18 protein-coding genes are annotated in these 20,192 nt (G+C 65.9%); 6 read left to right on the top strand and 12 right to left on the bottom strand.

Annotation, left to right across the window (positions count from 1 at the left end):
* Positions 1-87 precede the first annotated feature (87 nt).
* The gene (locus QUG03_RS05965) at positions 88-732 is read left to right on the top strand and encodes a HugZ family pyridoxamine 5'-phosphate oxidase (protein WP_486637018.1); all 645 of its coding nucleotides are present in this window, start codon (positions 88-90) and stop codon (positions 730-732) included.
* A gap of 64 nt (positions 733-796) precedes the next feature.
* Here QUG03_RS05965 and ribA read toward each other — a convergent pair whose 3' ends face one another.
* Both ribA and QUG03_RS05955 read right to left on the bottom strand, forming a co-directional pair.
* Entirely contained in the window at positions 797-1,378 is a 582-nt protein-coding gene (gene ribA / locus QUG03_RS05960; RefSeq protein ID WP_107798750.1) for a GTP cyclohydrolase II, read from the bottom strand.
* A gap of 96 nt (positions 1,379-1,474) precedes the next feature.
* Positions 1,475-2,200 (bottom strand): GAF domain-containing protein, encoded by a 726-nt coding sequence (locus tag QUG03_RS05955; protein WP_227103600.1) that lies wholly within the window; start codon positions 2,198-2,200, stop codon positions 1,475-1,477.
* 110 nt (positions 2,201-2,310) lie between these two features.
* Between QUG03_RS05955 and QUG03_RS05950 the strand changes: the two genes are divergently transcribed.
* Positions 2,311-3,387, top strand: a complete 1,077-nt coding sequence (locus QUG03_RS05950) for a hypothetical protein (protein WP_500819633.1) — start codon at positions 2,311-2,313, stop codon at positions 3,385-3,387.
* A 54-nt stretch (positions 3,388-3,441) separates the two neighbouring features.
* On the opposite strand, the gene QUG03_RS05945 is transcribed toward QUG03_RS05950, so the two are convergent.
* From QUG03_RS05945 to QUG03_RS05935, 3 genes are all read right to left on the bottom strand, one after another.
* Positions 3,442-6,108, bottom strand: coding sequence for a collagenase (locus QUG03_RS05945; protein ID WP_500819632.1), 2,667 nt, complete (start codon positions 6,106-6,108; stop codon positions 3,442-3,444).
* Positions 6,109-6,331: 223 nt separating this feature from the next.
* Complete coding sequence (gene hslO / locus QUG03_RS05940) at positions 6,332-7,213, bottom strand: Hsp33 family molecular chaperone HslO (protein WP_107798746.1); 882 nt, start codon at positions 7,211-7,213, stop codon at positions 6,332-6,334.
* Positions 7,210-7,806 (bottom strand): Ntn hydrolase family protein, encoded by a 597-nt coding sequence (locus tag QUG03_RS05935; RefSeq protein ID WP_107798745.1) that lies wholly within the window; start codon positions 7,804-7,806, stop codon positions 7,210-7,212. The genes hslO and QUG03_RS05935 overlap by 4 nt, the downstream gene beginning before the upstream one ends.
* A 222-nt stretch (positions 7,807-8,028) precedes the next feature.
* On the opposite strand from QUG03_RS05935, the gene QUG03_RS05930 reads away from it, so the two are divergent.
* Entirely contained in the window at positions 8,029-8,466 is a 438-nt protein-coding gene (locus QUG03_RS05930; RefSeq protein ID WP_146176588.1) for a hypothetical protein, read from the top strand.
* Here the strand turns inward: QUG03_RS05930 and QUG03_RS05925 are convergent.
* On the bottom strand, positions 8,435-8,851 hold the full coding sequence (locus tag QUG03_RS05925) for an OsmC family protein (RefSeq protein ID WP_107798743.1): 417 nt from the start codon (positions 8,849-8,851) through the stop codon (positions 8,435-8,437). The two genes, QUG03_RS05930 and QUG03_RS05925, sit on opposite strands and share 32 nt — an antisense overlap.
* A gap of 121 nt (positions 8,852-8,972) precedes the next feature.
* Between QUG03_RS05925 and tsaD the strand changes: the two genes are divergently transcribed.
* From tsaD to QUG03_RS05910, 3 genes are all read left to right on the top strand, one after another.
* Complete coding sequence (tsaD, locus tag QUG03_RS05920; RefSeq protein ID WP_227103606.1) at positions 8,973-9,998, top strand: tRNA (adenosine(37)-N6)-threonylcarbamoyltransferase complex transferase subunit TsaD; 1,026 nt, start codon at positions 8,973-8,975, stop codon at positions 9,996-9,998.
* A 55-nt stretch (positions 9,999-10,053) separates the two neighbouring features.
* Positions 10,054-11,958, top strand: a complete 1,905-nt coding sequence (locus tag QUG03_RS05915; RefSeq protein ID WP_500819631.1) for an ATP-binding cassette domain-containing protein — start codon at positions 10,054-10,056, stop codon at positions 11,956-11,958.
* A 208-nt stretch (positions 11,959-12,166) separates the two neighbouring features.
* Positions 12,167-12,925 carry a substrate-binding periplasmic protein gene (locus QUG03_RS05910; RefSeq protein ID WP_107798740.1) on the top strand — a complete coding sequence of 253 codons (759 nt, stop codon included), beginning with the start codon at positions 12,167-12,169 and terminating at the stop codon, positions 12,923-12,925.
* A 46-nt stretch (positions 12,926-12,971) separates the two neighbouring features.
* Here QUG03_RS05910 and accD read toward each other — a convergent pair whose 3' ends face one another.
* The 6 genes from accD to QUG03_RS05880 form a co-directional block, all read right to left on the bottom strand.
* Positions 12,972-13,841 (bottom strand): acetyl-CoA carboxylase, carboxyltransferase subunit beta, encoded by an 870-nt coding sequence (gene accD, locus QUG03_RS05905; protein ID WP_107798739.1) that lies wholly within the window; start codon positions 13,839-13,841, stop codon positions 12,972-12,974.
* Between the two features lie 74 nt (positions 13,842-13,915).
* Positions 13,916-14,704 carry a tryptophan synthase subunit alpha gene (trpA, locus tag QUG03_RS05900; protein ID WP_107798738.1) on the bottom strand — a complete coding sequence of 263 codons (789 nt, stop codon included), beginning with the start codon at positions 14,702-14,704 and terminating at the stop codon, positions 13,916-13,918.
* 9 nt (positions 14,705-14,713) lie between these two features.
* Complete coding sequence (trpB, locus tag QUG03_RS05895; protein ID WP_107798737.1) at positions 14,714-15,916, bottom strand: tryptophan synthase subunit beta; 1,203 nt, start codon at positions 15,914-15,916, stop codon at positions 14,714-14,716.
* Positions 15,903-16,532, bottom strand: coding sequence for a phosphoribosylanthranilate isomerase (locus QUG03_RS05890; RefSeq protein WP_227103612.1), 630 nt, complete (start codon positions 16,530-16,532; stop codon positions 15,903-15,905). Before QUG03_RS05890 ends, trpB begins: the two co-directional genes overlap by 14 nt.
* Before the next feature lie 2 nt (positions 16,533-16,534).
* Positions 16,535-17,326, bottom strand: a complete 792-nt coding sequence (gene truA / locus QUG03_RS05885) for a tRNA pseudouridine(38-40) synthase TruA (protein WP_500819630.1) — start codon at positions 17,324-17,326, stop codon at positions 16,535-16,537.
* 232 nt (positions 17,327-17,558) lie between these two features.
* On the bottom strand, positions 17,559-20,063 hold the full coding sequence (locus QUG03_RS05880; RefSeq protein ID WP_500819629.1) for a type IV pilus assembly protein FimV: 2,505 nt from the start codon (positions 20,061-20,063) through the stop codon (positions 17,559-17,561).
* Between the last annotated feature and the right edge of the window lie 129 nt (positions 20,064-20,192).

Here is a 20,192-nt window from a genome sequence, read left to right as displayed (position 1 = left end):
CTCGCCTTGAGCCCCGGTCCTCGGGGCTTTTTTGCGCCCGGCGGCGGCGCCGGCTAAGATGGGCCCACCTCGCGCCGGAAACCAAACATGAAAATCCCGCCCTCAGCCGCCGTCCATCTGCTGCACCGCTGCGTCCACGCCAGCCTGGCCACCCACAGCACTCAACTGGCCGGCTATCCCTACGCCACGCCGATACCCTGCGTGCCCGACCTACGCCACCGGCCCACGCTCTGCCTCAGCGCGCTGGCCGAGCACAGCAAGAACCTGCAAGCCGATCCGCGCTGCAGCGTGGCCTTGCTGGACCCGGCGGCGGCGTCCAGCCAGAGCGGCGCGCGCCTGACCCTGCTGGGCGATATGGAAGCCTTCCAACCCACGCCACTGGAACTGGCGCGCCATCTGCGCTACCAGCCGGAGGCCGAAGACTGGCTGCAGCTGGACTTCGCCTTCTACCGACTGCGGCCGCAACGGCTGCGCTATATCGAAGGCTTCGGCCGCATGGGCTGGCTGGAGGCCGAGCAGTGGCTGGACGGCCCGACGCTGGAGCCGGAACAAGAGGCTGAGCTGCTGACGCAGAGCGCCGCCTTGCCCGCCGGCGTCCGCTTGCTGGGGGCCGACTGCCACGGCATCGATTACGAGACCGCCGCCGCGCGCCGCCGGCTGGCCTTTCCCGCCGCGTTGGCGGCGGACGTGCTGGCCGCCCGCTGGACAGCGCTCTGCGCGGCGCTGGCATGAAAAACGGGAGCCTGTCGGCTCCCGCTCGCACATCCCCCCGACTGCGCCGTTCCGGCGCAGCCGCTCACTTGAACAACATATGGCCCAACTTGCTGGCCTTGGTGTCCAGATAACGGTCGTTGTGCGGATTGCGTCCCACTTCCAGCGGCACCCGTTCCACCACGTCGATGCCGGCATTGCGCAGGGTTTCGATCTTGCGCGGATTATTGGTCATCACCCGCACCCGCGACACGCCCAGCTGGTCCAGCATGTGGCGGGCGATGCGGAAGTCGCGCATGTCGGCGGGAAAGCCCAGCCGCTCGTTGGCTTCCACGGTATCCGCACCGCCGTCCTGCAGCTGGTAGGCGCGGATCTTGTTGATCAGGCCGATGCCGCGGCCTTCCTGACGCAGATACAGCAAGGCGCCGCGGCCTTCGGCGGCGATGGCGGACAAGGCCGCCTCCAGTTGGAAGCCGCAGTCGCAGCGCAGCGAAAACAGCGCGTCGCCGGTCAGACACTCCGAATGCAGGCGCGACAGCACCGGCTCGCCGTCGTCTATCGTGCCCAGGGTCAGCGCGACGTGCTCGCGCCCCCCCACTTCCTCAAAACCATGCATGGTGAACTCACCCCAGGGGGTGGGCAGCTTGCAACTCGCGATGTACTCCATCCTCGGCTCATCAGCGCTGAGCTCGACAGCAGGCAATGACATTGTTTCTCCGCTAAACCTGATGAACGCGCCTGAATCCGCGCGCGATAATCTTTATTAACTGTGGTCGGCTTCCGGATTTTCAAGCGCCAGCGGCAAGGCGGCGAAAGGCTCGGCCAGCACAATGGCCAGCGCGGCCAGCCACACCAGCCGCTCCGGCGTGAAGAAACCGGCGCTGGACGCCTCGGCGTCCAGAATGCCCAGCACATTGTCGTCCTGACCCAGCACCGGCAGGCAGACCTCGCTCATCACCTTGGGGTCGCACTCGTAATAGCCGCCGCCCTCGGCGCGCCAGGCTTTGACGTCCTCGATCAGCACCGCCCAGCCGGTCAGGCCCACCCGGCTGTTGTTGCTGTACTCGGCGAAGGCCTCGGTCAAAGGAAACTCCGCGCGGCTGGGCACGCCCTGATAAGCCAGCTTGACCAGCTTGGCTTGCTGGCCCTTGCCTATCTTGCGATACACGCCCAGCCAGTCCGCGCCCACCTTGAGGTTCACCGACTCCACCAGCGCCAGCAGATTGCGCAGCGCCGCCGTCGCCTCCGGACTTTCGCCGCCGAACAGCGGCGCCAGGTCGTAAGGCTCGTCGGCCAGTTCCTCGAACAAGGAGCAACTGCCGTCCTCGCTCAATTTGGGCACCCGATAGCGGTACAAATCCTGCCGCGCCGCCGGCTTGTCCGCGTTCAACACCGCGGACAGGGTCAGCACCGCGATCTGCAGCTCGGTGCGATCCAGATCCAGGCTCTGCTCGCGCAGATAGTCGGCCAGTTGGCTTACGGGTATCATGACTGTGCTCCTGAAGGCGGCCGCGCCGCCCGATGCGAATGAATATCGAAACCCAGCAGGATACCAAAAACCGCCCCGCGCTGGCCAACCCCAGCCCAGAATAAAACACCATGCCCGCCATCCATATCCCTTACCCGCCTCTCGTGATCAAGGCCGGCGCGCACGCCCGCAAGCTGCTGGCACGCCAGGGCCTGCCCGCCGCCAGCGTGGCCACCCTGCCCGGCGCCGCCGGCGGCCCCAAGGCGATAGGCATCACCGGCCTGGACCAGGCGGTGTTCGAATGGCTGAACCGCAGCCCGCGCCGGCGCGAGCTGGTCGGCGCCTCCATCGGCGGCTGGCGCTTCGCCTGCGCGATGCAGGCCGAACCGCGTCAGGCGCTGGCCCGGCTGGCGGAGCGCTACACCGCTGAAACCTACGCGGCCAAGATCGGCGTGGCCGACATCACCCGCCAGACCCGCCTGATGCTGGACGAGGTGCTGCCGCCCGAGGCGCGCGGCGCGCTGATCGATCACCCTCACTATCAGCTTAGCCTGTTGCTGGTGCGTTCCCACGGCCTGCTCGCCAGCGAGGCGCGCGCGGCGCTGCTGGGCGGCCTGGCGCTGAGCGCCGCGCTCAACGCCGTGTCCCGCGGCCTGCTGCGCCACGCCTTCAGCCGGGTGATCTGCCACGACCCGCGCAGCGACTTGCGCTTCAAGCCCGCGGACGACATCCCTACGCTGTGCCAACCGCTGGGAGCGGACAATCTGGACACCGCGCTGATGGGCACCATCGCCATTCCCGGCGTGCTCAACGGCGTACAGTTGCCGGGCGCGCCGGCGGCCACTTATCGCGACGGAGGCCTGACCGACTACCACTTGGACTTTCCCTTCGCCCAGGGCGACGACATCGTGCTCTACCCTCATTTCACCGAGCGCATCGTGCCCGGCTGGTTCGACAAATTCCTGCCCTGGCGCCGGTCCAATCCGGCCCACCACGCCAACACCGTGCTGATCTCGCCGTCGCGCGACTACTTGGCACGTCTGCCCGGCGGCAAGCTGCCGGACCGCAACGACTTCCACCGCTACCTGGGCCGGGACGCGCAGCGCCAGCAGGTCTGGCGCCAGGCCACCGCCGAGAGCCAAAGGCTGGGCGACGCCTTCATGGCGTGGCTGGAGCGGCCGGACCTGGGCCAGGTTCAAGCGCTCTAAAACAAAAAGAGCCGGGAATCTCCCGGCTCTTTTCATTCATGCCTCAGACACGCCTCAACCGGCGCGGGCCCAGCACGCCTCGTCCGACATATTCACCGGCGTCGCCAGCAACTGCACCACCACGTCCCGCGTTTGCGCGCCCTTGCGCACGCGCACGGTGATCTGGTCGGCCACGCCCGGCTGGTCCTGGTCGCGGCGGTAGTTGAAGGCGCCGTGGTCGGCCATGACGGCGCGGCCCAGCTTGGGACCGCTCACCAGGCTATAGCCGTCCGGCTCGCCCACGCCTTGCAGCTGGCCGCGCAGGCAGCGCACAGGGCTGGAATAGCTGAGCTTGGCCAAACCCAGCTGGGCGTCGCCGCCGCCCGGCTGCGACGGCTGCGACGCGGCCGGACCCAGCGGGCCTTCGCAGCGCAGCGCCGCGCGCTTGGCCTTGAAGTCGTAGTCGGTGGCCGCGCAGTTGAGCGCCATCATATTGTTGATGCCGCTGCCGCGCAGCAGGTTCTGCAGGGCGGAGTCCAGGGTCTTGTCCAGCTCCTGGCGCGCCATGGTGGCGGTGCCGGAACGCAAGGGCAAGACGCCGTCGCATTCGAAGCGGCGCAGAGCGCTGCGTTCGCCGTCGGCCCAGACGCGGCACGCCACCGGCAGATGACGGCGCATCGCGCCCTCGATCGCGCGAATCTCGCCGGCCTGCCACTCCGCCTGTTTCAGCCAGTCCACGCCCCGCTCGGTCGAGGTATTGCCCAGTTGACCGGCGCGCTGCGCCTCCACCTGGCGGCCCACATAATCGTGGAAGCCCTGCACCAGACCGGCGTCGCGGCCCATTTCCGCCACCAGGGCGTCGAAGCGCTTGACGTCGTCGGCGCGCAGCGAGGCCAGGATCTCGGCGATGCGGCCCGGCTGTTGCTGGTTCAGGTAGTAGAACCACAAGGCGGAATGGCTGTAGAAGTCCCAACCGTCGCTATAGCTGGAACGCATGATGCGGGACGGTTCCAGATAGCTTTGCGGCCAGCCGTTGGCCACCACGTCCACCACGTGGCCGCGCACCTTGATACCGTCGCGCGACGTGCTCCAGGCCATGAATTCGGCGAAGCCCTCGTCGTACCAGGCCATGCGGCGGTCGTCGCGGTAGAAGTCCGAGCTGCCCCACATGCCCGGCTGGATGAAGCGGCCGGACAGATAGTGCACGTACTCGTGGCGCACCAGTTCTTCCAGGCTCAGATAGCTCTCGCGCGGCACTTCGCGCTGGAAGGTGTAGAAGGTGCCGTCCTTTTCGATGTAAATGCCGCCGTTGTCGGTGGATAATTCATTGAGCAGGCCCTGGAAGCGCTGGTAGGCGGTCTTGCTGCCATAGATCACCATGCGCAATTTGGCGTTGGTGTCGCCGTTCACCGGCTGGCTGATGCCACTGACCCGGCCCAATTGCGCCTGCACCTGCTTCATCGCGTAGTACAGCGGCTCCACTTCGGCCAGCGCCAGCGGGGTTTCGAACACCAGATTGCCGTTGTCGAAGCTCCAGCTATGCGGGAACAGATGCGTTTTCAGCTCCTGTTCCGCCTGGCAGATGCCGTAGCGCTCGCACGGCACCTTGCCCAGTTTCTTCAAGGCGTACACCGCTTCCGCCCACGAAGCGCCGAACTTCTCCCCGCCCAGCAGGCCTGCCACCGCGTCTTCCGCCAGTTTGGCGGTGCGCGGGTATTGCATGAAACGGCCGGTTTCGCGCACGGTGTTCAGATACATCTGTTCGTCGGCGAAGGCCGGCTGTCCGGCGCGGGTCAGCCCTGCCAGGCTGGTCGCCAGCGCGTCCAATTGACCGGCGCCCGCCTTGTCGGCGAAGCCCTCGGTGTAATGCATATTGAACAGGGTGGTCTGCATCGGATGCAGCGCGATGCGCGCCCAGTTGTTCTTAGCCGCGGCGTTGTAGCGGCCGAAGAAGCGCTGCAGCAGCGGCAGCGCGTATTCCTGCTTGCGCACCGAATCCGCCAGAATCATGGTTTCCGCCACCGACTGACGCAGATCGGTCGCCAGATACCAGGCGTCGTGGTCGCCGCTGCCGTCGCGCACCGGCTCGCTCCACAGCGCCGGGTTTTCCGCCAGCGCGCTCACCGCCTGCATCACCGGCTCGTCCACCGGACGGCCGTAATCGCCCACTTCCGCGGCGTGGCTGTACTGGGTGAAGTAGCCGGCTTTCAGGAACACCGCCAGCGGCCACAAGCCGTTGGCGCTCTTGCCGTCCCAGCTTTGCGCGCGGGCGCGGGCCTCGGCCGCCACTTCCCGCATATTCGCCGGCGACACCACTCGGTAACTGAAGGCATCCGCCTGGAACAGGCGGTTCATGCACGTGCCCTGCACGCTGGCGACATAGCGCGCCAGCGCCGCGCCGGACAACTGGCCCAGCTTGGCCTCCTCGCAAGCGGCGTACTGCGGCCCGGCCGCGGCCTCCTTGGCGCGGCGCGCGCCGGTCTGCTGCATCGGGCCTTGCGGCTTGGCGCCGGGACCGGCGCCGTCGGCCGGCGCGCCGGGCGGCAGGCCGTGCGGATAAGACGGTTTCTCCGACAAAGCCGGAGAATGCGAGGAGTGGCCGGCCTGAGGCAGATTGGCCTGTGGCGCTGGCTGGCTGACCGCTGTTTTTTCGGAATCGCTGACGCAACCGGCCAATAAGGCGGCCGCCATCACGGAAAGACTCAGTGCGCGCACGCCGCTGAGCGAAGCTGTTTTTATCATGACGCTATCCAAGACATTAATAATGTCGCATCAATATTCAGATGCGCATTTCAAATCATATAGAATAGCCATCGTCATGAGAATTCAGTTTAAAATAAAACACCCAATTTAAACCATAATTACAACATTGGTATTTTTACCCTGTTTTTCACCGAAAAAAGGGCGTAAAAAAAGCCGCGCAAGCGGCTTCGATAAAGTTTGTTGCCCAACCAAGGGACAGGCGTCAATGCCTGGCCTCGCGCGCGGCGGCGATCACGTCGTAATCAAACAGACGGTTGGCGTCGTCCTCGTCGTAAACGTAATGCTGGTTGCAGTAGTCGCAGACGATTTCCACGCTGCCCTGTTCCAGCAACACCTCGCCCACCTCCTGGCCGCCCAACATCTTCAGCATGTCGCCGACGCGTTCGCGGCTGCAGTTGCAGGCGAAGCTCACCGTCTCCTGATCGAACACCCGCACCGTTTCCTCGTGGAACAGACGGTGCAGGACGTCCTCGGCCGGCAGGCCCAGCAGTTCGTCCGCCCTCAGCGTGGCGCCCAGCATCTGGATGCGCTCCCAGCCTTCCGGATCGCCATGGCCTTCCGGCAGTTTCTGCAACAGCATGCCGGCGGCGGTTTCGTCGCTGGAGGCCAGGATCAGCCGGGTTTCCAGCTGCTCGGAACGCAGCATGTAGTTCTCCAGCATCTCACCTATGCTGTCGCCCTCCAGCGCCACGATGCCCTGCCAGGTTTGCGCCTTGTCCACGCGCGGTTCCAGCGTCACCACAAAACGCCCGTGCCCGCCCAGCAAGGACTGGATGGAAGCGTCGTCGGCAATGCCGTCGTCCCACTTGGCGGTGGCGCGGATGGTGCGGTCGTTATTGCACTCCACCACCGCCAGCTTCAGGGCGCCGGCGCCGTGAAGCTGCAGGATCAGCGCGCCGTCGAACTTGAGGTTGGCGGCCATCAGCTCGGCCGCCGCCATCATTTCGCCGACGATCTTCTTCATGGCCGGCGGGTAGCTGCGGCGGGCCAGCACCTGCTGCCAGGCGCCGTCCAGGCGCACCAAGGCGCCGCGCACCGGCGCGCCGTCAAACAAAAATCGTTGCAATCTGTCTTGTGTGCTCATGCTGTGTCTTTCTTTTCCTTGTCCGCCGCCAGCTCTACGGTATAGACCGTCATCGGCATCGAGGAGCTGACGTCGAATTCGCAGCCGGCGCGCACGCCGATTTCGGCGATTTCGCGCGCGCTCAGCGCCTGGTCGTACACCGCGTACATCGCGCCCATCGCGAACTTGCGGCCGGAGCCTATCGCCCAGATGCGGGAAAACTCATAGATCTCGCGCATGGGGTAAACCCCGAAAATGCCGTGACGGTTGGCGATCACCACCATCATCTGGCTGGATTCGTACGGATCTTCCTCGTCCTCCTCGGGACGCAGGTAGAAACCGTCCTTCAGCTTGGGATGCAGCTTGCGGAAGGTCTCGAAAATGCCCTGGCGGCTGCTCAAGTCTTTTTTCTTCAACTCCTTCAGCGCGCCTTGCAGCACCAGGTCGTGCGCGGCCGAGCCGGAGATGGCCAGATAGCTGTCCCCGTGCTGGAAAATCTTGTTGTGGAAACAATCATAGCCGGCCAGCAGCTTCTGGTCGTCGCCAAAAGTGGTCTGGCTGTCTGCGGCGATCGCAATCTGATCGCCCTTTCTTACCGCCACGATGGTAGTCATCCCTGCGCCTTTTTCGTCGATGGCGGCCCCGGGTTCGGCAGCCGCGCAAAACCGCCTATTGTATCGGCTTACGCCCGGCAACCCAAGCTTTGCGCCCGCGGCCGGCTTTGGGGGAGATGGGGACCGCCGGCGCGAATCTCAAGGCCGCAGCGCGGCCGCGACGAGATGACAAAGCGGGTTTTTATCGATACAATGATATTGATTCTCATTTACAAAAAAGCCATGCAATTCCACGCTCAAGACTTTCCCATCGTCTGGCTGGATCGCCGCCGCCCGGATGGACAGCAGCCCACCGACATCTTCGCCACGCTGGACCAGCTGCTGCTCCAGCAACGCCCCTTCGTCTTCATCGCCAAGGAACCGGCCCCCACCGAGCTGGACCTGCACGCGCGCATCATCCGCAAGATGGCGGCGCTGTGGGTCAAGGACAACCGGCTGCAAATCCGCCAGCTGATCCGGGGCACCATCGTGATCGCTCCTCTGACCGACCAGCAGCGCTATCTGGACGAGTTCGCGCCGCGCTTCGAAAAATTCTGGGGCTATCCGCTGCGCCACCGCCCGGACTGCGACGCGGCGCTGAACCTGGCGGCGGAACTGCTGGCCGGCCCGCCCGCCGTCGGCCACGCCCTCAGGCGTCGCGCAGTTCGAAATCGTGGCTGATGTCGGCGGTCTTGCCCAGCATGATGGAGGCGGAACAGTATTTCTCCGCCGACAGCCTGATCGCCCGCTCCACCGCGTCCGCCTTCAGTTCGCGCCCGCTCACCACAAAGTGGAAATGAATGCGGGTGAACACCTTGGGCTCCTCCTCGGCGCGCTCGGCCTCGATCTCCACCCAGCAATCGCTGACCTGCTGCCGCGATTTCTTCAGAATGGTGATCACATCGTAGCTGGTGCAGCCGGCGGTGCCCAAGAGCAACAGCTCCATGGGCCGCGGCCCCAGATTCCTGCCGCCGCCCTCCGGTGCGCCGTCCATCACCACCGCGTGACCGCTGCCGCTTTCGCCCAGAAAACACACGCCGTCCACCCACTTCAACCTGGCTTTCATCCCCGCCTCTCCTCATAGTAGGAATTCCGAAACGGCCTAGCCTAACATCCGGATTTGGGCGAACAAAGATTCACCGGTAAAATAGAAAGATTGTCCCGCTATATCCGAGCTGCGCCCAAACATGCTGGTACTAGGTATTGAATCTTCCTGCGACGAAACCGGAGTCGCTTTGTACGACACAGACGGCGGCCTACTGGCCCACCAACTGCACACTCAGATGGCCATGCACGCCGAGTACGGCGGCGTGGTCCCCGAGCTGGCCAGCCGCGACCACATCCGCCGCGCCATCCCGCTGACCGAGGCCTGCCTGGCCGAGGCCGGCAAGACCCTGGCCGACCTCGACGCCATCGCCTACACCCAGGGCCCCGGCCTAGGCGGCGCGCTGCTGGTGGGCGCCAGCGTGGCCAACGCGCTGGCCTTCGGCCTGAACATCCCGGTGCTGGGCGTCCATCATCTGGAAGGCCATCTGCTGTCTCCGCTGCTGGCCGAGCCCAAGCCCGAGTTCCCCTTCCTGGCCCTGCTGGTTTCCGGCGGCCACACGCAGCTGATGGCGGTGCGCGGCGTCGGCGACTACCAAATCCTGGGCGAAACCCTGGACGACGCCGCCGGCGAGGCCTTCGACAAGACCGCCAAACTGCTGGGCCTGCCCTATCCCGGCGGCCCGCTGCTGTCGCGGCTGGCCGAGGAAGGCGACCCGGCCCGCTTCACCCTGCCGCGGCCCATGCTGAACTCCGGCGATCTGGACATGAGCTTTTCCGGGCTGAAAACCGCGGTGCTGACGCTGAGCAAGCAGGTGGCGGACGCCGACGGCCACATCGACGAACAGACGCGCAAGGACATCTGCCGCGCCTTCCAGGAAGCCATCGTCGAAGTGCTGACCAAGAAGTCGCTGGCCGCGCTCAAGCAGTGCGGCATGAAGCGGCTGGTGGTGGCCGGCGGCGTCGGCGCCAACAAGCAGCTGCGCGCCGCGTTGGACGAGGCCGCGCGCCGTCGCCGCTTCGAAGTCTTCTATCCTCCGCTGGCGCTGTGCACCGACAACGGCGCGATGATCGCCTTCGCCGGCGCGATGCGGCTGAAACACGCCCAAGCCCCCGGCAGTTACTCAATCAAGCCGCGCTGGGATCTCAGCGCGCTGCCCCCGGCCTGACCCACACCCATGCGCCGCGCCGGCCGCGAACGCCGGCGCGGCCGTTCGGACTCCTATGATTCAACTCAAAAACCTCAATCTGCGCCGCGGCCTGAAAGAATTGCTGCTAGGCGCCAACCTGACGCTCAACCCCGGCTACAAGACCGGCCTCACCGGCGCCAACGGCGCCGGCAAGTCCAGCCTGTTCGCGCTCTTGATGGGCGAATTGCACGCCGACAGCGGCGACGCGTTGCTGCCGCCGCACTGGACCATCGCCCATGTGGCGCAGGAAACGCCGGCGCTGGAACGCTCAGCGCTGGACTACGTGCTGGACGGCGACCATGAGCTGCGCCAGCTGGAACAGGGGCTGCGGGACGCCGAAGAGCGGCACGACGGCAACGCCATCGGCCATCTGCACGGCGAACTGGCGCGCATCGACGCCTACGCCGCGCCGGCGCGCGCCGGCAAGCTGCTGACCGGCCTGGGCTTCGACGTGGACGCCCAGCAACGGCCGGTGGCCAGCTTCTCCGGCGGCTGGCGCATGCGCCTCAACCTGGCCCAGGCGCTGATGTGCCGCTCCGACCTGCTGCTGCTGGACGAACCCACCAACCACCTGGACCTGGAAACCGTGCTGTGGCTGGAAGACTGGCTGCAAGGCTATCCGGGCACCCTGCTGATGATTTCCCACGACCGCGACTTCCTGGACAGCGTCTGCGACCACATCGTCGAAGTCGCCAACCAGGAACTGACGCTGTACACCGGCAACTACAGCCAGTTCGAAGTGATGCGCGCGGAAAAACTGGCGCGCCAGCAAGGCGAATACGAAAAGCAGCAGCGCCAGATCGCCCACCTGGAATCCTTCGTCAACCGCTTCAAGGCCAAGGCGTCCAAGGCGCGCCAGGCGCAAAGCCGGGTCAAGGCGCTGGAAAAGCTGGAGCGCATCGCGCCAGCCCACGTGGCTTCGCCGTTCGACTTCCACTTCGACAGCCCGGACAACCTGCCCAATCCGCTGCTGAAGCTGGAACAGGCCGACGTCGGCTACGGCTCCGCCACCATACTCGGCGGACTGAATCTATCGGTGGAGGCCGGCGCGCGCATCGGCCTGCTCGGCGTCAACGGCGCCGGCAAATCCACCCTGGTCAAGCTGCTGTCCGGCGACCTCGCGCCGCTGCGCGGCGAAGTCGTCAACGCGCAGACGCTGAAGATAGGCTATTTCGCCCAGCACACGCTGGAGACCCTGCGCGAAGACGAAACGCCGCTGCAGCATATGCAAAGACTGGCGCCCACCACGCGCGAACTGGAGTTGCGCAGCTTCCTGGGCGGCTTCAACTTCTGCGGCGACGCCGCCACCGATCCGGTGGGCCCGATGTCCGGCGGCGAGAAAGCGCGGCTGGCGCTGGCGATGATAGTCTGGCAGAAACCCAATCTGCTGCTGCTGGACGAACCCACCAACCACCTGGACCTGGAAATGCGCCACGCGCTGACCATGGCCTTGCAGGATTTCAGCGGCGCGCTGATCGTGGTGTCCCACGACCGCAGCCTGCTGGAAGCCACCACCGACATCTTCTGGCTGGTCAGCCACGGCAAGGTGCAGCCCTTCGACGGCGATCTGGAAGATTATCGCCAGTGGCGGCTGACCCTGCTCGCCGACGCCGGCAAGCCCTCGTCCGGAGACGCCCAGGGCCTGAATCGCAAGGAACAGAAACGCCAGGAGGCGGAAGCGCGGCAACGGCTGTCCCTGCTGCGCAAACCGCTGCAGAACAAGCTGAACAAGCTGGAAAAGGAACTGGACCAGCTCAGCGCGGCGAAAGCCGAACTGGACGGCTTCATGGCCTCCGCCGACGCCTACGAGGACGCCAACCGGCAACGGCTGGCCGACGCGGTGCGCCGCCAGGGCGAGGTGGCGACCCGTCTGGCCGAAGTGGAGGAAGCCTGGCTGGACGCCCAGGCCGAACTGGAGGCCTTGGAACAGGCGGAATGAAGGCGGCGGCGGCCCGGGTTTTCCACAGCAATCGCCGGATAACTGTGTGGATAACCCCGGCCGGACGCCAAAAAAACTTTTGCAATTAGCCACTTGCCTCTTACGCTTATAAAAAAGGCAAATCCGGGGAACTTTCCCACCTTGCCAATGGGCAAATCTGGTGACAGCATGTGGATAAGATCGGCAACTCCATGATTGCAAAAAACAAATGACTGCCGCCCATTTTTTACGCAAGGCCGCGCAACGCCTTCCCCGCCGCCACGCATGCCCGTCGCCCATCCGACGCGTCCTGCTTGCCGGCCTGCTGCTCGCCGGCGCCGCCGCCGCCGAGCCCCCCATCCGGCTCAACACCCATCAGCAAGCTCCGCTTTCCTTCCGCAAGGAGGACGGCAGCGCCGACGGCCTGGCGGTGCAAGTGGTGCAATGCGCGCTCAAACAACTGCAACGCCCCTACTCCATCGCCTTCCTGCCGTGGCCGCGCGCGCAATGGCAGGTGCAGCACCAGCAGGCCGACGCCTTCTTCACCGCCACGCCGTCCGCGGAGCGCGACGGCTACGCGGTGTTGTCCGCTCCCATCCTGCCTTACGAGCGGCGCTGGTATCTGCTGAAGGACAATCCGCAATCCCCATCCGGCAGCGATTTCAAGCGCCAGGGCCGCACCGCCGCCTTCAACGGCTCCAATATGGACGACTGGCTGCGCGAACACGGCTACCAGCTCACCTCCACCCCGCCCAATAGCGAACAGCTGGTCAAGATGCTGCTGAGCCGCCGCGTCGACGCCATTCTCGGCAACGCCTACGTGGTGGACGCGCTGATCGCCAAGATGGGCGTGCAGGAGCAGCTGCGCAGCGAACTGGCGCAAAGCCTGCCCTTCGGCGTCTACTTCGGCAAAGCCTTTCTCGCCCGCGAATCGCCGCAGTTCCTGACGCAATTCAATCGCGCGGTGCAAACCTGCCGCGCCAAATAAAAAAGCCGCCATCTCTGGCGGCTTTTCAATGCGGCTTGGCTGCGGATCAGACCGGAGCCGGCTCCTTCATCAGCAGCGTGGACAGCTCCGCCAGCTTGCGCTTCAGCTCGCGGCGGTCCACCACCATGTCCACCGCGCCCTTGCTCAGCAGGAACTCGGCGCGCTGAAAGCCTTCCGGCAAGGTTTCGCGCACGGTTTGCTCGATCACCCGCGCGCCGGCGAAGCCGATGCGCGCCTTGGGCTCGGCCAGCACCACGTCGCCCAGGAAGGCGAAGGAGGCGGACACGCCGCCCATGGTCGGGTCGGTCAGAATCGAGATGAAGGGCAGCTTGGCGTCGGTCAGCAGCTGCAAGGCCGCGCTGGTCTTGGCCATCTGCATCAGCGAGTTCAAGCCTTCCTGCATCCGCGCGCCGCCGGAAGCGGCCACGCAGATGAAGGGCGCCTTGGCCTCCACCGCGGCGCGCACGCCGCGCACGAAGCGCTCGCCCACCACCGATCCCATGGAACCGCCGATGAATTTGAATTCAAACGCGGCCACCACCACCGGCATCGATTCGATGCTGCCCTGCATCACCACCAGCGCGTCGTCCTCGCCGGTGTCGCTCTTGGCGGCGGTCAGGCGGTCCGGATACTTCTTGCTGTCCTTGAACTTCAGGATATCCACCGGCTTGACCTCTTCGCCCAACTCGCGACGGCCTTCTTCATCCAGCAGCAGGTTCAGACGTTCGCGCGCGGTCAGCGGATGGTGGTGATTACACTTGGGACACACCTGCAGATTGCTCTCCAGATCGGTGTAATACAACACGGCTTCGCATTCCGGGCACTTGCTCCAAAGCCCCTCCGGTACCGCGGAAGGTTTGTCGGCGCGGTTGTCGCGCTTGATCTTCGGCGGCAGGAGCTTATTCAACCAGCTCATGCTGACTCCTTGATTCTTGGGCCCGCCGCCAAACGGCGGGCACAGTAAAACGGGGGCTGAGCCCCCGCAGTGTTCTATCGGATGGCGGCCTTCAGTTCGGCCACCAGACGGGTTAACCGCTCTTTGGCGGTTTCGGGTGTCGCCGCCTCAATTTCCTGCACCAAACGGCTGCCCACCACCACCGCGTCAGCGGCGGCGGAGATCGCCTTGGCTGTCGCACCGTCGCGAATGCCAAAGCCGACGCCTATCGGTACGGTCAAATATTCTCTAAGGGCAGCAATTTTACGCGCTACGTCGTCAATGTCCAGATGCCCGGCGCCGGTCACCCCCTTCAGAGACACATAATAGACGTATCCGCGCGCCAGTTTGGCGATTTCCGCCACACGTTGCGGCGGCGTGGTGGGCGCGATCAGAAATACCGGATCCAGGCCGTTGGCGGTCAAGGCCGCCGACAGATCGGCGGATTCCTCCGGCGGGCTGTCCACGGTCAGCACCCCGTCGACGCCGGCGGCCTTGGCCGCCGCGGCGAAGTCCTGATAGCCCATGGCGAACACCGGATTCAGATAACCCATCAGCACCACCGGGGTGTGATCGTTGTCGCGGCGGAACGCCGCCACCAGCTCCAGCACCTGGCGCAGACCCACTTTGTGGACCAGAGCGCGCTCGGAGGCGCGCTGGATCACCGGGCCGTCGGCCATCGGATCGGAAAACGGCACCCCCAGCTCGATGATGTCGGCGCCGCCCTCCACCAGGCCGTGCATCAGTTGCACGGTCAGCTGCGGCGACGGGTCGCCGGCGGTGATGAAGGGGATCAGCGCCTTGCCGCCGGCCAACGCTTCAAAACATTTGGCGATACGTGACATAGCGCCTCCTTACAGAGTGATGCCGGCAAGACCGGCCACAGTGTTGATGTCCTTGTCGCCGCGGCCGGACAGATTGACCAGAATCACCTGGTCCTTGCCCATCTTCGGCGCTTCCTTGACGGCCCAGGCCAGCGCGTGGCTGGATTCCAGCGCCGGGATGATGCCCTCGAAGTGACAACAGTCGTGGAAGGCGCGCAAAGCCTCATCGTCGTTGATCGCCACGTAGTCGGCGCGGCCGATGTCCTTCAGATAGCTGTGCTCCGGCCCCACCCCCGGATAATCCAGGCCGGCGGACACCGAATGGGTTTCCACCACCTGTCCGTTCTCGTCCTGCATCAGATAGCTCTTGGCGCCGTGCAGCACGCCCAGGGGCGCGCCGCCGGAAATCGGCGCCGCGTGCTTGCCGGAATCCAGGCCCAGACCGCCGGCCTCTACGCCCACCATGCGCACGCCGTCCACGCCGATATACGGGTAGAACATGCCGATGGCGTTGGAGCCGCCGCCGACGCAAGCCACCACCACATCCGGCTGGCGGCCGATCACTTCCGGCATCTGCACCTTGGCCTCCTCGCCGATCACCGACACGAAATCGCGCACCAGCATCGGATAGGGATGCGGACCGGCCGCGGTGCCCAGGATGTAGAAGGTGCTGTCGATATTGGTCACCCAGTCTCGCATCGCCTCGTTCAAGGCGTCCTTCAGCGTCTTGGAACCGGACTCCACCGGCACCACGGTGGCGCCCAGCAGCTTCATGCGGAACACATTGGGCGATTGACGCTTGATGTCCTCGGCGCCCATATACACCACGCACTCCATGCCGTAGCGCGCCGCCACGGTGGCGGAGGCCACGCCGTGCTGGCCGGCGCCGGTTTCGGCGATCACCCGCTTCTTGCCCATGCGCCGCGCCAGCAGCGCCTGGCCGATGGCGTTGTTGATCTTGTGCGCACCGGTGTGGTTCAGGTCTTCGCGCTTCAGATAAATCTGCGCGCCGCCCAGCTGCTCGGACCAGCGTTTGGCGTGGTAGACCGGGCTGGGCCGGCCGACGTAGTGCTTAAGCTCGTGGCGGAATTCTTCCCAGAACGACGGGTCGGCCTTGACGCGAGCGTACTCGTTTTTCAGCTCGTCCAGCGCCGCCATCAAGGTTTCGGCGACATAGACGCCGCCATGCGGGCCAAAATGGCCCTGGGCGTCCGGCAGGTCATAACGATCCATGTCTAACTCCTGATATGAACGCCGCCATTCTGGCGGCATCTTTGATTCCCTTGGACGCCTCCACACCGCTGGAGACGTCGACCGCGGCCGGGCGCACCTGCGCCACCGCCGCCGCCACATTGTGTTCGTCCAGGCCTCCGGACAGGATCAGCGGCAGAGGCAAGGCCTCCGGCAGCAAGCTCCAGTCGAAGGTGGCGCCGGTGCCGCCGTGCGCGCCTTCGACGAAGGCGTCGCTCAGCACCGCGCGCGCGTCCGGGTAGGCGGCGGCGATCTCGGCCAGGTCCACGCCCGGCTTCACCCGCACCGCTTTCAGATAAGGCCGCTGGAAAGAGCGGCAGAAGGCGGCGTCTTCCTCGCCGTGGAACTGCAAGATATCGATCGCGCAGGCGGCCAGCACTTCGCGCACGTACTCCGGCTCCGGATTGACAAACAAGGCCACCACGCTGACGAAGGGCGGCAGCGCCGCGATCACCGCGCGCGCCTGCTCGAGGTCGACATGGCGCGGGCTCTTGGCGTAGAACACCAGGCCGATGGCGTCGGCGCCCAGCCGCGCGGCCTCGACGCCATCTTCCGGCCGGGTAATGCCGCAAATCTTGATTCGGGTCGTGCCGCCCACTCTCATCTCCACAAAGCCAGCCGCGCGGCGTCCGCCTGCGACGGCAAATCGTATATTTCCGGATAACCCACGCCGGTCAGGTACAAGCCGTCCGGCATGAAGGTGGGCGGCGCGAAGGTGCGGTCGCGCGCGGCCAGCAAGCCCGCCATCTCATCCGCGCGCAAAGCGCCCTTGCCCACGTAGACCAGCGCGCCGACGATATTGCGCACCATATGATGCAGGAAGGCGTCCGCCAGCAGATCGAAGCGGATCAGGCCGTCTTGCTCGCTGATGTCCAGCCGCTGCAAATCCTTGAGCGGCGATTTGGCCTGGCACTCCGAGGCGCGGAAACTGGAAAAATCATGCCGCCCCAACAGATGGGCCGCCGCCTCTCGCATCGCCGCCACGTCCAGCGCCTGATGAAACCAGCCCATCTTGCCGGCCAGCAGACAGGGCCGCACCGGGCTGGTCAGCAGAAAATAGCTGTAACTGCGGGAAAACGCCGAAAAACGCGCGTGAAAATCCGCCGACACCTCCCGCGCCCACACCACCGCCACCTCAGCCGGCAGCAAGGCGTTGACGCCGCGCACCCAGGCGTTCAGCGGCCGCTCGGCCGGGCTGTCGAAATGCACCACTTGCATGGCCGCATGCACGCCGGCGTCGGTCCTGCCCGCGGCCAGCGTGCCGATGGCCTCCACGCCGGCGATCTGCGCGATCGCCTGATTCAATCTGTCCTGCACCGTATTGCCATGCGGCTGAGTCTGCCAGCCGGCGAACGCCCGACCGTCATACTCGATGCCGAGCGCTATCCTCATGCCCACACCTTCTTCAAACTCCGACGCGGTGCGCCGCGTCGTTTCAGCAATAAAGCACTCACTCTACCTTATCCTGCCCGGTTTGCGCCACGACCAAACGATGACGTTTGCTGCGAACGCACGAGAAAAGCGCCCAACCGCGGCATAAGACGCCGTCGAAGCAAAACGAAAAGAGGCCGGCTCGCGTCAAGCGCGGCCGACCTCTTCCATGCGCGCGGGCGCGACCGGCGCTTTAGCGGCCGGCCTCCTTCATCAAGGCGTCCGCGGTTTCCTTGTCGCCCATCTCCAGATACAGCTTGGCCAACTCCATTTTCTCCTCGTCCGGGCTCGCCGCGGCTGCCGGCGCGGGCGTCGGCGCTGCCGCGACGGGCGCGGGTGCCGGTGTGGGCGCTGCCGCGACGGGGGCCGCGGGAGCGGCCACAGGCGCAGGCTCGGCGGCCGCGGGCGGCGGCGCATCCGCCGCCGGCTCGGGCTTGGCCTGGGCGAACAGCGGATGGCCTGGCGCGACGGTCTGGCCGATTTCGCACACCCTCATCCATAAGGTGCTGTCCTTGCCGAACACGCCCTTGGCGGTGGTGGCCTCGGCGATGAACATCTGCTTGTCCTGCTGGGTGGACAAGACTTCCAGCAATTTGTAGCGCAAATCCTGCCGCATCGGCTCGTGAGCCAAGCCTTCGCGCAGAATCTCCAAAGCCTGGTCGTCGCGGCCGTAGGCCAGGTAGACATCGGCTTCGGCCACCCGGTCCACCGAGGACAGGTCGATGCCGTCGCCCTTCTTCAAGGAGCTCATCAAGGTCGTCAACGGCCCCAACATCGACGCGCCCGCCGCCGTGCCGCTCAAGGCTGGCGCGGCGGGCTCGTCCTTGCCGCCGCCCTTGCGTTTGCGCCGCGCCAGCAGCAAGGCCACCAGGCCCAGCGCCGCCGCGGCCCCGCCCAGCTTCCAGCGCATGGACTCGTCGGACAAGGCCGCGGCCAATTCGTCCGTCCAGCCATTGGCCGCCGCCGTGACCGGCGTAGCCTTGCTGTCGACGGGTTTGGCCGGCGGCGGCTCGTGCTGAGCGGCCGCTTCGACAACCGGAGGCTTCTCCGCGTGTTCCGCCGTCGCCGCCTGCGGCGCGGACGCCGCCGCGACCGGCATGGAACTGACGGCCGCCACCTTGGGTTCCGGCTTGGGTTCCGGCTTGGGTTCCGGCTTGGTCTCGACCTTGGGCTCCGGCGCGGACTCGGGGCCGGGCTCTCTTTCCGCCGGCGCTGGGGCCGGCGCGGCCTTGGCCGCCGCCTGGCGCTGGTAATCCTGGATTTTCTGTTCCAGCGCCTTGGCCCGCTGCTCGGCTTGCTGCAGGGCCTGGTCTTGCCGCTGCAGCATCTGCTGCAAATGCCGTTCCTGCTGCGACGGCGCGGCCGCTTGCCTCGGGGCTTCCGCCGCCGGAGCCGGTTTGGACGCTTCCTTGGCGACAGGCGGATGCGCCGGCGCGAGCGGAGCGGCCGGCTTGGCCGCCGATTTGGCCTCTACGGGTTTGTGCTCCTGCGGTTTGGATTCCGGCGGCTTGTGTTCCTGCCGCGCGGCTTCCGGCTGCTTGCGTTCCGGGGACTTCTGCGCCGGAGGCTGATGCTCCTGCGGCGCGCGCGCCTGGGGCTTGCTGTCTTGCGGCGCGCTTTTCTCAGCCGCGCGGGCCTCGGGCGAAACCGCCGGCCGCTTAGGCTCCGCGGCGCGGGCGGCGCTCTGGCCGCGCAGTTGCCACTCCGACGGATATTCCAGCGCCACGCCGGCGCGCAGGCGATTGGCGTCTCCGGCGATGAAGGCCTCGGGATTGCCTTGCAATAGTTGCTGCGCCACCGCGCCCGACTCCCCGCCGCCGCGCACGCGGCTGGCGATGCCGGACAGCGTGTCGCCCTTGAGCACCCGGTACACTTTCAAACCCTGCGTCTTGGCGACGGGGGCCGGCTTGGCCGCCGAATGGGGGTCCAGCAACACCGAGTAGTTTTTCTGCGCTTTGAGCTTGCCCGCCGCCACCTCCAGCCGGAAGGCCAGCATCGGCTCGGTCACCGGCTGCTCAGTACGCAATTGCACATTGAACCGGCCCTTGGCCACTTTTTCGACGTGGGGCACGATGGAAGCCACTAGGCGCACTTGCTGGGCGTTGGGCTCGCCCTGAGCCGCCACAGCGAACAAGGCCAGCCGCGGCGGTTCCGCCTGATCCAAGGCGCTGCCCTGCAAAGTCAGCTCCAACAGCAAGGGTTCGCCCAGACGGGAACGCAGGCGGGCGTCGCTCAGGCCCAAGGAATCCAGCCGCGGCGAGGCGTCGACGCCGGCCAGCGGCTTCTTGCCCTCCTCCCGCGCCGGCGCGGGCTTGTTGCGCGGGCCGTCTCGCCGATAATCCACTTCGAACTCGCGCACCAGCCGGCCCGCCGGCCAACTCAGATCCACGGCGAAGCGCAGCAGCGGCTCCGGATAACTGGCGGCGCCCTTGACCTGGATTTTCTGAACATTGCCGTCCGGTTTGCGGACGATGGAAAACTGCAGGCTGCCGGCGGAACCGCTGTAAGTGGACAACAGCGGATAGCGGTTGCGATCCGCCAGGCCCACCAGCACATTGTCGGAGGGCTCCTCGTCCACCACCGGAATTTCCGCCAGGAAAGGCTCGCCATCGGCGGACAACACCCGGATCGGCCCCAAGCCGGCCGTAGCGGCCGCCGCCAGACCAAGACCGGCCAGCAGCGACGCGATTTGACTCATGCGTGTCTTGAAAGACATGAACGAATTTCCCCACCCTCATTCTTCGAAGCCGCCGCGCCGCTTGCCTTGGCCGGCAGCCGGGTCTCGACAGGCCCTTATAACGTTTTAATTATTGCAACGAAACTATAC

It is taken from the genome of Chromobacterium sp. CCUG 30098 (assembly GCF_059916605.1).
This window is presented reverse-complemented; position numbering and strand designations above follow the sequence as displayed.